11 protein-coding genes are annotated in these 14,541 nt (G+C 57.9%); 9 read left to right on the top strand and 2 right to left on the bottom strand.

The window, feature by feature from the left end:
* Positions 1-25: 25 nt before the first annotated feature.
* The 7 genes from BVU99_RS02905 to BVU99_RS02880 all read left to right on the top strand — a co-directional run bounded on the left by BVU99_RS02905 (position 26) and on the right by BVU99_RS02880 (position 10,256).
* Positions 26-1,471, top strand: coding sequence for a serine/threonine-protein kinase (locus BVU99_RS02905; protein WP_043138720.1), 1,446 nt, complete (start codon positions 26-28; stop codon positions 1,469-1,471).
* Positions 1,472-1,613: 142 nt separating this feature from the next.
* Complete coding sequence (gene tssI / locus BVU99_RS02900; protein ID WP_099817129.1) at positions 1,614-3,542, top strand: type VI secretion system tip protein TssI/VgrG; 1,929 nt, start codon at positions 1,614-1,616, stop codon at positions 3,540-3,542.
* A gap of 54 nt (positions 3,543-3,596) precedes the next feature.
* Complete coding sequence (locus BVU99_RS02895; RefSeq protein ID WP_025303306.1) at positions 3,597-4,037, top strand: DcrB-related protein; 441 nt, start codon at positions 3,597-3,599, stop codon at positions 4,035-4,037.
* 2 nt (positions 4,038-4,039) lie between these two features.
* Positions 4,040-8,461 carry an RHS repeat-associated core domain-containing protein gene (locus BVU99_RS02890; protein WP_099817128.1) on the top strand — a complete coding sequence of 1,474 codons (4,422 nt, stop codon included), beginning with the start codon at positions 4,040-4,042 and terminating at the stop codon, positions 8,459-8,461.
* 1 nt (position 8,462) lies between these two features.
* Positions 8,463-8,951, top strand: coding sequence for a hypothetical protein (locus BVU99_RS24925; RefSeq protein WP_071826121.1), 489 nt, complete (start codon positions 8,463-8,465; stop codon positions 8,949-8,951).
* A gap of 175 nt (positions 8,952-9,126) precedes the next feature.
* A complete protein-coding gene (locus BVU99_RS02885) occupies positions 9,127-9,504 on the top strand; it encodes a hypothetical protein (protein ID WP_049295879.1) in 378 nt (125 codons plus the stop codon).
* Positions 9,505-9,557: 53 nt separating this feature from the next.
* Entirely contained in the window at positions 9,558-10,256 is a 699-nt protein-coding gene (locus tag BVU99_RS02880; RefSeq protein ID WP_049295880.1) for a hypothetical protein, read from the top strand.
* A gap of 97 nt (positions 10,257-10,353) precedes the next feature.
* Here BVU99_RS02880 and sbmC read toward each other — a convergent pair whose 3' ends face one another.
* Positions 10,354-10,821 carry a DNA gyrase inhibitor SbmC gene (gene sbmC / locus BVU99_RS02875; RefSeq protein ID WP_049204947.1) on the bottom strand — a complete coding sequence of 156 codons (468 nt, stop codon included), beginning with the start codon at positions 10,819-10,821 and terminating at the stop codon, positions 10,354-10,356.
* Positions 10,822-10,844: 23 nt separating this feature from the next.
* Entirely contained in the window at positions 10,845-11,687 is an 843-nt protein-coding gene (kynA, locus tag BVU99_RS02870; protein WP_025303311.1) for a tryptophan 2,3-dioxygenase, read from the bottom strand.
* A 297-nt stretch (positions 11,688-11,984) separates the two neighbouring features.
* Between kynA and BVU99_RS02865 the strand changes: the two genes are divergently transcribed.
* Both BVU99_RS02865 and BVU99_RS02855 read left to right on the top strand, forming a co-directional pair.
* Positions 11,985-13,019 (top strand): LacI family DNA-binding transcriptional regulator, encoded by a 1,035-nt coding sequence (locus BVU99_RS02865; RefSeq protein ID WP_099817127.1) that lies wholly within the window; start codon positions 11,985-11,987, stop codon positions 13,017-13,019.
* Positions 13,020-13,290: 271 nt separating this feature from the next.
* Positions 13,291-14,526: an MFS transporter gene (locus BVU99_RS02855; RefSeq protein ID WP_016927236.1), complete on the top strand. Its 1,236-nt coding sequence runs from the start codon at positions 13,291-13,293 to the stop codon at positions 14,524-14,526.
* Positions 14,527-14,541 lie beyond the last annotated feature (15 nt).

The following is a 14,541-nucleotide window of genomic DNA, read 5'->3' as shown; positions in this document are numbered from 1 at the left end:
CCTTTGAACACAGAGAGTCATCACTATGTCGGGAACCGGGATAACCAAACCGAATTCGAACAGCCTGCCGAGCGGCTATCGATTCAATGAATTCGAGATCCAGGAAGCGATCGGCGAAGGCGGCTTCGGCATCGTCTACCGCGCCTACGATCACCAACTGGAACGCACCATCGCCATCAAGGAGTACATGCCAACCTCGCTGGCGAAACGCAACGACGATCTCAGCATCGGGCTGCGCGGTGAACGCTTCAGCAAAACCTTCCAGGCCGGGCTGAACAGCTTTATTCAGGAGGCGCGTCTGCTGGCGCGCTTCTCGCACCCCGGCCTGCTGCACGTGTTGCGCTTCTGGGAAGAGAACGGCACCGCCTACATGGGCACCCAGTTTTACAGCGGCACCACGCTGAAGAACCTGCAGGCGCAGCAACCGGAGAAAATCGACGAGGCGTGGATCCGGCGGCTGCTGCCGCCGCTGTTCAGTGCCATCAACACCATTCACCAGGAAGGCTATCTGCACCGCGACATTTCGCTGGATAACATCCAGATCCAGGAAAGCCAGCTGCCGGTGCTGCTGGACTTCGGATCGGCGCGTAAAGAGATCGGCAACCTGTCAGACGAAACGGAAATCATGCTCAAACCGGGCTTCGCGCCGATCGAGCAGTACACCGAGAACAGCGACGGCGAACAGGGGCCCTGGACCGATATCTACGCGCTGGGCGCCGTGCTGCACACGCTGATCGTCGGTTCGCCGCCGCCGGTCAGCGTGGTGCGCAGCATCGAAGACAGCTACCAGCCGCTGGCCGAGCGCCGCCCCGCCGGCTACTCGCCGGAGCTGCTGCGCACCGTCGATCGCGCGCTGGCGCTGAAGCCGGAAGACCGCCCGCAGACTATCGATGAAATGGCCGAGCTGCTGCATCTGCCAATCGCCGATGAAAACGAAATCATCAGCACCCCTGCGGCTGCGCCGGAGAACCTGCTGGTCGCCGCCAACCCGGCTGCCGCTGCAGCCGCCGCCGGCGCCGTTACCGCGCGCAGCACCCAATTCTCGCGCCCGATGATGGCCGGCGCCGGCGTCGCGGCGCTGCTGGTGATCGGTGCCGTCGCCTGGCTGAGCGGCGGCGAGGACGATACCCAGGCCGTGGCCCAAAACACTGAGGCGTCGCCGGCGCAGAAAACCCTGACGGAGCAGCCGAGCGCGCCGCAAACCGCGCAGCCTGCAGCCGCGGAACCTGAAAAGGTGGCACCGCCACCGCAGCCGGTGGCGTTGGTGTACTTCAAACTGCAACCGGGCGAACAGGTCAGCCTCGACGGCAAGCCGCAGCAGGTGACGCCGGGCGCAAACGGCTTCGCCAGCCTGAACCTGGCGCCAGGCCGCTATCAGCTGGAAATCCGCCACGACGATCGACTCCGCCGCCAGCAGCTCAGCATCGACACCGCCGGCACCTGGCTGGTCAATCCGGCCACCGCCGGTTAATCCCGTTCTGAAACTCCGCCTCGGCGGGGTTTCCCTATTTCATGAGACTGACGCACCACTGCCCATCCTCATTGGCCGCGCGGCAAGGCCGCTGCAACGCCGGAGTATGCAGGGCATGACGTCAATCACAGAGGACGTTCTCATGTTGGACCGCATTATTGCGCACACGCCGCTGGGCCAGGAACAACTGTTGTTCCGCTCACTGGACGGTATCGAAGCGCTTTCCACCCCTTTTGACTTCTCTATTGAATTGCTGAGCACCGACGCGCGGCTCGATCGCAAAGCGCTGCTCGGCCAACCGCTGACGCTGGAGATCCCAACCCAGGGCTTCCTCAGCGCCCCGCGCTACCTGAACGGCAAGATCACCGCCATCGCCGTCAGCAGCGAAGAGATCGGCGGCACGCGCTACGCGGTGTATAACCTGCACGTGCAGCCGGATCTCTGGCCGATGACCAAGGACCGTAACTTCCGCATCTTCCAGGAACAGACGGTGCCGCAGATCGTCAAGACCCTGCTGGCGGAGCACAACGTGCAGCTGGAAGATCAGCTGACCGGCGACTATCGCCTGTGGGGCTACTGCGTGCAGTACAACGAAAGCAGTTTCAACTTCATCAGCCGCCTGATGGAGCTGGAGGGCATCTATTACTATTTCAAACACGAGATGGGCAAACACACGCTGGTGCTCGGGGACGCCCCCCACCACCACCAGCCCTATCCCGGCTATGAGATGATCCCCTACCACCTGACGCCGTCCGGCGGCAGCACCAGCGAGGAAGGCATCAGCCAGTGGACGTTGTCCGATCGCGTCACGCCGGGTATCTACAGCCTGGACGACTACGATTTCCGCAAGCCGAACGCCTGGCTGTTCCAGGCGCGGCAAAACCCGGTCTCGCCGACGCCGGGGCAGATCGACGTTTACGACTGGCCGGGCCGCTACACCGAGCATCAGCAAGGGGAGTTCTACGCCCGCGTGCGCCAGGAGGCCTGGCAGGCCGAACATCAGCAGATCCGCGGTACCGCCACCGCGCTGGGCATTGCTCCCGGCAGCACCTTTACGCTGTATAACGCCCCGCACGCCGACGACAACCGCGAGTACCTGACGCTGCAGGCCAACTACCATCTGAAAGAGAACCGCTATGCCAGCGGCGACGATCAGAGCAGCGAACACCGTATCGACTTCATCGTGCTACCGGCGGACGTGCCCTGGCACCCGCCGCAGCAGGCCACCTGGCCGAAAACCCACGGGCCGCAGACCGCCCGGGTGGTCGGCCCGGCCGGCGAATCGATTTGGACCGACAAATACGGCCGTATCAAGGTGAAGTTCCACTGGGATCGCTTCGGGCCGAAAGACGACGGCAGCTCCTGCTGGGTGCGCGTCTCCAGCGCCTGGGCCGGCCAAGGCTACGGCGGCGTGCAGATCCCGCGCGTCAACGACGAAGTGGTGGTGGACTTTATCAACGGCGATCCGGATCGGCCGATCGTCACCGGGCGCGTCTATAACGAAGCCAGCATGCCGCCTTGGGCGCTGCCGGCCGCCGCCACCCAGATGGGCTTTATGAGCCGCACCAAGGACGGCACCGCCGACAACGCCAACGCCCTGCGTTTCGAAGACAAGGCCGGCGCCGAACAGGTGTGGATCCAGGCGGAGCGCAACATGGACACCCAGGTGAAAAACGATGAAAGCCACACCATCGCTAACGACCACACGCATCTGGTGGGCGGTAACCAGATCAAACGGGTGGTGCTCAATCAGGCAACCGGCGTCAAAGGCGAATCCTCCGCGCTGACCGGCAAAACGCGCAGCGACGCCGTGGTTAACGCCTTTACCCTCGGCTCCGGCGAATCGCTGCGGCTCGAGTGCGGCGAAAGCGTGATCGAGCTGCTGGCGAACGGCCAAATCAACATCACCGGCACCAGCTTCAATATCACGGTGAAAGAGGACGGAGAGATCAATACCGGCGGCCAGCTGGATCTCAACCAGCCTAGCGGCGCCGCGCGCACCGCCGCACCGGGCGGTGGCCATCAGGCGGCAATCCAGAGCGCCGTCGATCAGCTGTTCCCGAAATCCTGATGCCGACGCGGCCCTGCGCCGCGTCCTTTCCCCTGATTACTTGCAAGGACATCCATGGATTACCTTTTCCAGGAAGGCCATTTCACCCTCCCCGCCATCGCCTGGCAGGACTGCACGGTCAATATTCTCAAAAACCCGCAAACCGGCGCCTCGCTGGTCATCACCCGCGGCATAATTCCGCAAGGTGCCACGCTGGAGGACGAATTCGAGAAGCAGTGGCAAGCACTGCTGCCACAGATCAGCGATTTGCAACAGTCGCCGCGCCGGCGCATCAGCGCCGGGCCGCAGGGCCATCTCAAGGCGATTGAAGTCACCAGTCGCTTTATCCGCGCCGGACACCACCATCATCAGCATCAGTTGGCGGTGCAGCCGGACGAGAGCCAGACGTTACTGATCGTCACCTATGCCGCCATGCGCCCCTTCACCCCCGAGGATGACGCTCACTGGCAGCAGGTGAAAGCGTCGCTGGTCTTGACCGAACACAGTGAACAATAGCCATGGCTGAGATCTGGGCAGCAAGAAAGGATGATGAACTGATCCACACCAGCGCGTTGGCGGACATCGCCAGCGCCGTCGCCGAAGTCGCGGTGTATGCGGTGGCGACCGCCGCCGTGTCCGCAGCAGCCGCCGCCGCAGCGCCGGCATTGGCAGGGGTGGCGGTGCTCGGCGCAGCGGCGACGGCGGCCTCCGGCTGCGTCGGCGCCGGGCTGATCGTCGGTTTTGCCACCAGCCTGACCGGCGTCGGAGAACATATCAGCAACGGCTGCGACGCCGTGGCCAACTGGCTCTTCCCGCCTTCCGTCTCCGGCGTCATTCTCACGGGCTCCCCCAACGTCTTCACCAACGCCAAACCGGCGGCACGCGCCGCAGGTCGTTTACTCACGCCCGCAGAGATCAAAGCGTTACCGGCGCCACAGCCGCCGCAAAGCTTCTGGGATTATGGCGCCGAGCTGCTGGCCGCCGGCGGTAATATCCTCTCGCAGCTATGGCAGCCCGGCGTCGCCGGCCCCAGCCAGCCCAGCCAACCGCTGGAAGAAGATAAAATCAGCTGCGACAAACACCCGCTTCCGCAATACCTGGCGGAAGGCTCCAGTAAAGTATTTATCAACGGCCAACCGGCCGTACGCAGCAATGACCGTTCAACCTGCGAGGCGAAAGTCTCGACCGACGTCTCCAAAAATGTGCAGATCGGCGGCGGCACGGTGGTGGTACGCGACATCAAGAGCGGCAAGCTGCCGGGTATCGGTTTGGCGCTGACCGTGCTGCCGCTGCTGCTCGGTAATCCGGCCAAGCTGGTTAAGAACCTGCCTTGCATGATCGGCGGCGGTCTGGCGGCGGCGGGCGTTAACGCCCTCGGCGAAGCGATCCACGCCGCCTTTAACCCGGTGCATGCCGCCACCGGCGCCAAGGTATTGAACGACGAAGAAGATCTGGACCTGTTGCTGCCGGCGCGCTTTCCGCTGATCTGGCAGCGCAATTACAACAGCCGCAATGGCTATCAGGGACTGTTTGGCCACGGCTGGCGCACGCCTTTTGAAATTTGGGTCGATCTTAACGACCGGGACGGCGTCATTGAGTGTTGCCTGCATGATGAAACCGGTCGTGAGCTACGCTTCCCGCTGCCTGAGGTGAACCAGCCGAGCTTCAGCGCCGGTGAAGGGCTGATGTTCCGCCGCGGTGAAGAGGGACAGCTGCTGATCGCCGACACCGACGGCAGCGTCTGGCGGCTGTTCGTGCCGCTGCCGCAGACCCCTTCCCGCCTGAGGCTGGTGTCGTTGAGCGATGAGTACGATAATGCGCTGCTGCTGAACTACGACGAACGACAGCGCCTGAGCCACATCGTCGACAGCGCCGGCACCATGACATTGCGGCTGGAATACGGCGATCCGCGCTTCGACGATCGCGTCACCGCCTTGCGGCATAACGACGAACCACGCGTGCGCTACCGTTATGACGGCGGCGGCGATCTGCATCAGGTGATCGACGCCGGCGGCTTGGTCACGCGTGAATTTCACTATAACGCCCAACATCTATTGACCCGCCACCAACAGGCCGGTGGGCCCAGCTTCGCGTATCGCTGGGCGATGTTCGACGACTGGCGCGTGGTGGAACACCGCGACAGCGCCGGCGGCGGCTGTACAATCGACTACGATTTGGCCGCCGGGTTAACGACGGTCACCGAGTATGACGGCTTGCGGCACCAGCACCGCTGGAACGCCCAACGGCTGATCGTCGAATATACCGACGAGCGTGGTGAGGTCTGGCATTACCAATGGAATGACGAAGACATGCTGATCGCCACGCGCGATCCGCTCGGCCACGGCTGGCATTTCCGCTACGATGAAGCCGGTAATCTGGTCGAGGAAGAGGATCCGCTCGGCCATATCCGCCTCACCGGTTGGCTACCGCAGCGCGCACTGCCGATCAGCGTCAAGGAGCCCAACGGCGCCACACAGCATTTCTACTACGACGAGCGCCATGCCTTGATTGCCGAGATCGATGCGCTCGGCCATACCCAGCGCTACCTGCGCGATGGCTATGGCCAGGTGGTGCAAGCCGTCGACGCCAACGGCGGCATCAGCCATTTCGCTTATGATGAGCACGGGCAATTATTGCGCGCCCGCGATTGCTCCGGCAAACAAACCCTCTACAAATATACGGCTCAAGGCTGGCTCAGCGAGGTGACCGACGCCGCCGGCGAACGCGTCCATTACCGCTACGATGCCGCCGGCCGCCTGACACAGCTGCAGCGCGCCGAGGGCTGGCAAGAGACGCTGAGCTGGAACGCGCAGGGCCAGCTGGATCGCTATCAGGGGGCCGATGGGCGCCTGACGCATTATCGCTATGACGCAGCCGGCCGCCTGCTGGCCACGCGCAATCCGCTCGATGGCGAGGTGGTGCGCCACTACGACGCCCGCGGCAGATTAACGGCGCTGCGCAACGAGAATGCCGAAAGTTACCTGTTCCATTGGACGGCCTGCAATCTGTTGCAGGAAGAAATCGGGTTGGACGGCGTCAGCACCCGCTATCGTTACGACGAATGCCGCCGGGTCGTCGAGCGCCGCTTCGCCGCCAATACCTCCGCCGCCTTCTCGCACTATTTCAACCATGACGGCGCCGGCCAACTGGTGAGCAAACAGACGCCCGATGGAGAAACCCGCTACCGCTACAGTCCGCTCGGCCAACTGCTGCATGCCGCCAGTGACCGCGGCAACGCATGGCATGACGAGCCGACAACGGCTCAGAGCGAGGTCAGTTTTGACTATGACTTGCTGGGGCGGGTAACCCGTGAACAAGGTGCCAACGGTACGCTGCGCTATGATTACGATCCGATGGGTAACCGCACGCAAACCACCTTGCCCGACGGACGCGCGCTGCGCGCGCTGTACTACGGCAGCGGCCACCTGCTGCAGCTGGCGCTGGACGATATCACCCTCAGCGAGTTCGAGCGTGACAATCTGCACCGCGAGCTGAGCCGTACGCAGGGTCGCCTGACCAGCCGAGTGCATTATGATCGGCTGGGGCGCAAAGACCGGTGGGAGATCTTCAATGACAACCGCCAGCGCCCGGCGCCGGCCAGCAGCTCGCGCCAGTGGTCCTACGACTATCAAAACAACCTGACGCGCGAAGAACACAACGCCAACCCGTTCTCCTACCAGCGTTATCAGTACGATGCCACCGGTCGATTGCTGAGCCGGGACGGCACGCTGCCGGATACCGAGCGCTACCGGTACGATCCGGCATCCAACCTGCTGGATGAGGGGCAATTCCGCCAGCGGCACAACCGCGTACTGCATTATCAGGGAATTGATTACCGATACGATGTCTTTGGCCGCACGGTGGAAAAACGCAAAGGCCACTACCGTTGGCAATATCTCTACGACGCCGATCATCGCCTCTGCGAGGTGGTGCGCTACAGCCAACATCGCAGCGAAGCCCAGCAGCATGTGCAGTTCCACTATGATCCGCTCGGGCGGCGCACGCAAAAGCGGGTGTGGCAGCAAAGTCAGGATCTGCGCCAACCGGCCGGCAAATGCCAAACCACCACGTTTTTGTGGGAAGGTTTCCGGCTGCTGCAGGAAACTCGCGACGGCATGCCCCTCACCTATGTCTATGCCGATCAGGGCAGCTATGAACCTTTGGCGCGCATCGACGGCCACACGCCGGCCCAAGTATTTTACTTCCACACGGCGCCGAACGGCGAACCGGAAAGCCTGACCGACAGCGACGGAACGCTGCGCTGGCAGAGTCACAGCAGCGCCTGGGGCCGCATAAAGTATGAGGAAAATCAGCAAGATCTGGATTATTCCCAAAACCTGCGCCTGCAGGGGCAATACCTGGATCGGGAAACGGGATTGCACTACAATTTGTTCCGCTATTACGATCCGGATATCGGCAGATTTACCCAGCACGATCCGATAGGTTTGGCCGGCGGGATCAACCTGTACCAATACGCGCCGAATCCGCTGGGTTGGGTGGATCCTTGGGGATGGAAGCCACGATGCGCAGCAACCAAAGCCAACGATCATAATCAGGCAGCTTTTGGTCGACAATGGCAAGGTCGAGGTATCTACAAAGGACGAGACTCTTGGTCAAATATCATGTTGAAAGAAGGTGACATTGTTTATGGCGGCGCTCCAGGGCAATCTGGTTTTTACTTCAACAAGGCGACGCTAGATGCTGCAGGTGGCAGTAGAGCCAAGCTATGGGAAAGTTTGCAGGTGCTTCCACATGAAAAATTTGGTTATAGATCTAAAATACAAGCATATAGAGTAAAAAGAGAAACGATTGCAGGAACAGGTAAAGCGATATCTCAAGACCCAACGAGATTCGGCGAAGGCGGAGGAACTCAATTTTTCCTTTCTAACTATAAAACTGTTCTTGAGCCAATTGATAAGCCTTTTGAAATTGGATTGTAAAATGCAACTAGATACTTATGACGGAACACTAGAACTCGCGGGAATAACGCTAGGTACAGCGACAACCCGAGAAATGCTAATAAAAGGCTCCAGATTGTGGGAGGGTTGGCCAGAAAAGTCAGATGGTAGGACTACATCATACAGAACAATAATCAGTACAAAAAAAGAAAAAGCCGGCGATATATATATAATTGCCGACTTCTCCGGGGCCTTCATTACAGATGCAGTGCTTTGCAGTTGGCGTTTTGCGCCTGAAAAACTCATGATGGGAATACAAAAAAAAGTAGAAGGTGCTATTACCAAAAATCTTCGAACATGGTTTTATGAAAAAACTCATATACAACTTCCAGTTAGTGGTTCATGGGGGCATATTGACGCTGCTTATGACCCACATAATTTAACGGGAACAATAGTGTGCAACTATCGCAGTGCATTTCATACTGAGGATGAATGGCGAAAATATTGCAAAAGGAATAACATAATTTATTAAAAAAGAGGAAACTCATCCACATTATTATATAAAAATTCACACACTCATTCCATAATGCAGAGTGTGTGTGATTTTTCACCCCCCCTCGAATATCGCAAATAACTACATCTTCACTTCGCACACTAACAATCAATAAAGGCATGAATCATTTATTCACTAGATCTATTTAAATATTATGAACAAAGAGAAAATTGTCATTACCCCATCAAACAGGCAACTATTTGATGGTAACGAAGAGCAGTTTCGTTTATTTAAAAAAGAAGTATCCATCCCTAACTCTAACGAAAAAGTACTTTATGATAACAGCTCTGCGATACCCATATGGGATATAGATGAAAACATCAGGAAGGCGATCGCAGAAAAAATAAGCGGGATAAAAGTCATAGAGTACCCATATGACCCAATACCTTCATATAAAAATGAAAATCTGGATATCTACATTCAGAATGTAGAGTCGAAAATGCACAAAAACAGAATAACAATAATCACGGCGACGGGTGAGTCACAACCAGCAAGATATAAGATAAAGTTGCTGGGTTTCATTTTTCACTAGCGCTCTCTTAGAGGCGACCCCACTGAAATCTTTATAACACTCTGAGGTAACAGATGATGAATATTTCCTGGGATATCGCCAACTTTAATATATCAATGAAAAGCCAGTACAGTGATATCTATGAGTTAGAAAATGATATCAGTAATTTCTTTGGAAGCAGTAATTTTAGTGAAATGGACTCCCTTGACTGGTTTTTAATCAACAAGAAAACAAACGAGCTTTCTTTTTTGTTGTTGAGCGTTCCTTCTTTTTTTAAAGCATCAAGCGAGCGTCATGCCCTTGATGTTGACTCATTACGAGAAATAAAATTATCAGAATGTATCGATAGCTTCGTATCTCACGTCACTATTCAAGACGAAGCAGTTTTCCAATCCAAAGAGAACATTTTAATTGTCGCATCGGATACATCGGCCATCGTTTATAAGACACCAATCAAAGAGGGTCTTTATTTCTTGTCGGGCTGTGATTTTTCGCATCATGGGTTTTTATTGCTCAGTGCGACCCATCATATCCCAGGGGAAACACCACCATCAGATGAGACAATTTCCGATTCGTTATTCTTAAGAATGCTAGATTTGTGCAACCAAGATTTTTATGATGCCATGGACGAGCAAGATGAAAGATGTTTATCCATAACAAACCAGTTAGAGAAGGATTGTTTGGCATATCAAAAGATAGACGTTCGCTTACTGCAAACAATAGATTTTATAAAAAACCTTAAATATACATTCTATGATATAGACATGGAATAATTATCTTATGACTGTTCCTCTTTTAAATGAATCTTTAAATATCCCATCAAAAGGCTCCCAAAGAGCCTTTTGATATGCTATCGCGCCGTTAGCCCCCTCACCACTTCTTCACCGTCTGGTAAATCTCGAGGTCGAAATAGCCGTCGGCCTCGCAGTCGTTGAGATAGTGTTCATAGCTCACCCCCTCAACCGGCTGGTAGCCGCTGGCCGGCAGCAGCTTCTGATAGAACTCGCCCCACACCCGCTCGAAATCGCCATCGCTGATGCGCACGTGGTAGACCGCATACTGCCCGGCGGGCAGCGTCTGCACGGTCACGCCCTCGCTGCCCGCCGGCAGCGCGAAATCGTCCGCCACGCTTATCACTACGTCGGCACGCAGCTTTTCCGGCGCCACTTCCGCCGGATCGTCCCAATACAGCACCAGCCATTTGCCAAACGGCACGCCGTGGCGTTTCCGCCATGCCAGCAGTTGCTGCGAGCCCTGCGGGATGGTCTGCGGATACGGCCCCACGACTCTCACTCCCACCACCTTCTCCGCCGCTTTATCGATAATCCTCACGCTCATCGCCCTTATCCTCCCACGTTATTTCAGGCACCGATTTCGGTGCGCACGTCCAGCAGCTCGGGGAAAAAGGTCAGATCCAACGCCTTTTTCAGGAAGCTGACGCCGCTGGAACCGCCGGTACCTGACTTAAAGCCAATGATCCGCTCCACCGTTTTCATATGGCGGAAACGCCACAGATGGAAACTCTCCTCGATATCCACCAGCTTCTCCGCCATTTCATAGGCTTCCCAGTAGGTCTGCGGGTTGTCGTAGATCACTTTGAACGCCGGCAGCAGATCCGGGTTGCGCTGGTAGGGCTGCGTCCAGTCACGCTCGAGGCACTCCTGCGGGATCGGCAGGCCGTGGCGTGCCAGGTACAGCAAGTATTCGTCGTACAGGCTCGGCGCTTCGAGGATCGCCTTCAGCGCGGCGTGCTTTTCCGCATCGCTGCTAAACACCGCCAGCATGGCGGCGTTCTTGTTGCCGAGCAGGAACTCGATCGACCGGTATTGGTGCGACTGGAAGCCCGACGAGCTGCCCAGCACGTCGCGAAACTCGACGTACTCCGACGGCGTTAGCGTTTCCAGCACCGCCCACTGTTCGAACAGCAGCCGCTGGATCTGTTTGACGCGCGCGAGGATTTTGAAACAGTGGCTGAGTTTGTCCTGTTGCACCAGCCGCACCGCCGCCTGCAGCTCGTGCAGCATCAGCTTCATCCACAGTTCGGAGGTTTGGTGCTGTATCACGAACAGCATTTCGTCATGATGTGGCGGGTTGGAGAGTGGGTGCTGGCAGTCCAGCAGCGAGTCCAGGCACAGGTAATCGCCATAGCTCATGCGTTTGGAAAAATCGGTGACAATCGCGCTTTCTAATTCCCGTTTGTTCATCTGTTCTCTCCGTTGCGCCCAGCGCCCCATCGGCCTGGAACGTGCCGCAAAGAGAAAACAATAGTACAGAACCCGCCGCCCCGAAGGGCGATAAACGAGAGGTGCTTCGCAGATCTCACTCATCTGCGTTAACACATTGCCCCTCTCCCCCTGTGTTGTTTAGTAAACAACACGGCTGCCGCCTGACGATTCTCACAAATGCGCAATCCCATGCGCGCAGCGCCCCGGTTCCAGCTTGCCTGCGGCCGGCTTCCCTTATAGATTGCAGGCTAACGGCAGGCAGCAAGGTATCGGCAAATGGCAAATATTCGTGATGTGGCGCGGTTGGCCGGCGTGTCCATCAGCAGCGTGTCGAACCTGCTGAACAATCGCAGCCACCAGATGAGCGCGCAGACCCGTGAGCGCATCGAACGGGCGATGGAAACCCTGGGATACCGGCCGGCCCGAGCGGCGGTGCCCGCGCCGCAGGCGAAGATCATCGGCCTGCTGCTGCCGTCGATCGTCAACCCGAGCTTTTCGGCGCTGGCGCATGCGGTCGACGGCGCGGCGCGGGTTCACCGTTACCGCGTTTTGCTCGGCAACGCCTACCGCCAGGAACAGGAAGAAGCCGCGTTTATCGACGATATGTTCCTGCACGGCGTGCGCGGCATCATCGTAGCGGCGAGCGACATTCGCCAGACTCATTTTGTTCGGGCCGCCGAGCGAGGCATGAAGATTGTCAGCTACGACAGCCCGTTCGCCGAGCCGATGGCCACCGATACCCGACTGTTCGACAGCGTGTCGATGGACAATATCGCCGCCGGGCGCCTGGCCGCGCAGCACCTGCTCGAGCGCGGCTGCCGACACATCGTGTTCGCCACCGAAGCGACGCTGACCGTCGGGCGCAGCCACAAGATCGACGGTTTTCTGAGCGCGCTGGGGCACAGCCTGAGCGAACGCCAACGGGTGATCGAAGGCAAAGCCAACAGCACCTACGGCGACACGGAAATGTTCGAATTGGGGCTGACGCTGGCGCCGCGCGTTCTCGCGTTGGCGCCGCGCCCGGACGGCATCGTGGCGATTAACGATGCGCTGGGCATCGGGCTGATGGTGGGCCTGCGCGCCGCCGGCATCCAGGTGCCCGCAGACATCTCGGTGATCGGCATCGATAATATCGCGCTGGCCGGCCTGGCCGAACCGGGGTTGACGTCGATTGGCCCACCGCTGGCGGAGATGGCGCAGCTGATGGTCGAACGCCTGATCGGCCGTATCAACAATGATTTGCAACCGCCCGGCGAGTTTCTCTTCCCGCCGTCGGTCATCAGCCGGCGCTCGGTCAAAGCCGCCGGTTAATACGGTAAAAAACGACTTTCCCAGACGATGCGCAGCCGGCATCGTCCGGATCGTCACAGCTAAAAGCAGAAAAAATAGAATCGTCGCAATAAATAAACGGCGCGACGCTTTTATGCACGCAACGTCGTTATTCAGCACGCCGCTCATGACTTTGAGCCGGGCCGCTATTATTCCGATTAACCACATGGGAAAAACCATGATGAAAAAAACAATGCCAACGGATATTGAACGCAGCGCTATCAGGAAGTTGACGCTGCATATCGTCCCCCTCATGATCTTATTGTATTTCCTGGCCTTTCTCGACCGCAACAATATGGCCTACGCCGCCAAAGCGTTGGAAGATAATCTGGGATTGACCGCCTCGGCTTTCGGCTTCGCCTCCGGGATTTTCTTTATCGGCTATTTCTTGTTTGAAATACCCAGCAACGCCGGCACCATTAAATTTGGCCCGCGCATCTGGTTCGCCAGAATATTAATTTCCTGGGGCATCTTCGCGACCCTGCTCGGTTTTGTGCGCACGCCGCTGGAGCTGTATATTTGCCGTTTTATGCTGGGCGTGTGCGAAGCCGGTTTCTTTCCCTCGGTGGTGTATTACTTCACGGTTTTCTTTCCGGAGAAATACCGCACCAAAATTCTCGGCATGTTTATCATCGTCCAGCCGCTGTCCAACGCGGTCGGCTCGCCGATTTCCGGCTTTATTCTCAATATTCAGCATGACTGGTTCGGGTTCGCCCCCTGGCAGCTGCTGTTTATCCTCGAAGGGCTACCGCCGATCGTCATCGGCCTGCTGATCCCGTTCCTGATCAAGAACTCCCCCAAAGACGTCGGCTATCTGAACGTGGAGGAAAAAGCCTGGCTGATGAGCAACGCCGGCCGCTCCAAATCCGGCTCTAAAATCACGCTGGCTGACTTCCTGAAGGGGATTAAAAACAAGAAATACCTGCTCTACGCGCTGCTCAACTTCGGCATGGTGTGCGGCATTTATGGCTTCGGCACCTGGCTGCCGTCGATCATCAGCGCCCTCTCCGGCGGCGATATCTTCCGCGTCAGCCTACTGGCGCTCATTCCCTACGGCCTGGCCGCGCTGCTGGTCTATCCGTGGAGCCTGTGGGCCAGCAAAACCAAAAAGCTCGGCGTATTTGCCGGCCTCAGCATGGTGGTTGCCGCCATCGGCCTGATGGGGGCGGTGACGTTTTTTAAATACGACCCGCTCGTCGCGCTGTCGTTCCTGTGCATCGCCGCCATCGGTATCTACACCGCCGTGCCGCCGTTTTTATCCATGCCCGCCAATATCTCCACCGGCGCGGCTGCGGCCGCCGGGCTGGCGGTGGTCAGCTGCATCGGCAATATCGGCGGTTTTGTCGCCCCCTATGCGGTGGGCGTGCTGAACGATCTGACCGGCAGCAGCGCGCCGGGGCTGTTTTTCCTGGCCTCGTGCCTGCTGGCCACCGGGCTGATCTGCATTTTCTACTGCGCCAAACAGCGTGAAGGCGTCATCAATTCTTAACGAACCAATAAGGAG

The sequence above is a fragment of the Serratia sp. OLAL2 genome (genome assembly GCF_002752475.1).
GTDB lineage: Bacteria > Pseudomonadota > Gammaproteobacteria > Enterobacterales > Enterobacteriaceae > Serratia > Serratia bockelmannii.
This window is presented reverse-complemented; position numbering and strand designations above follow the sequence as displayed.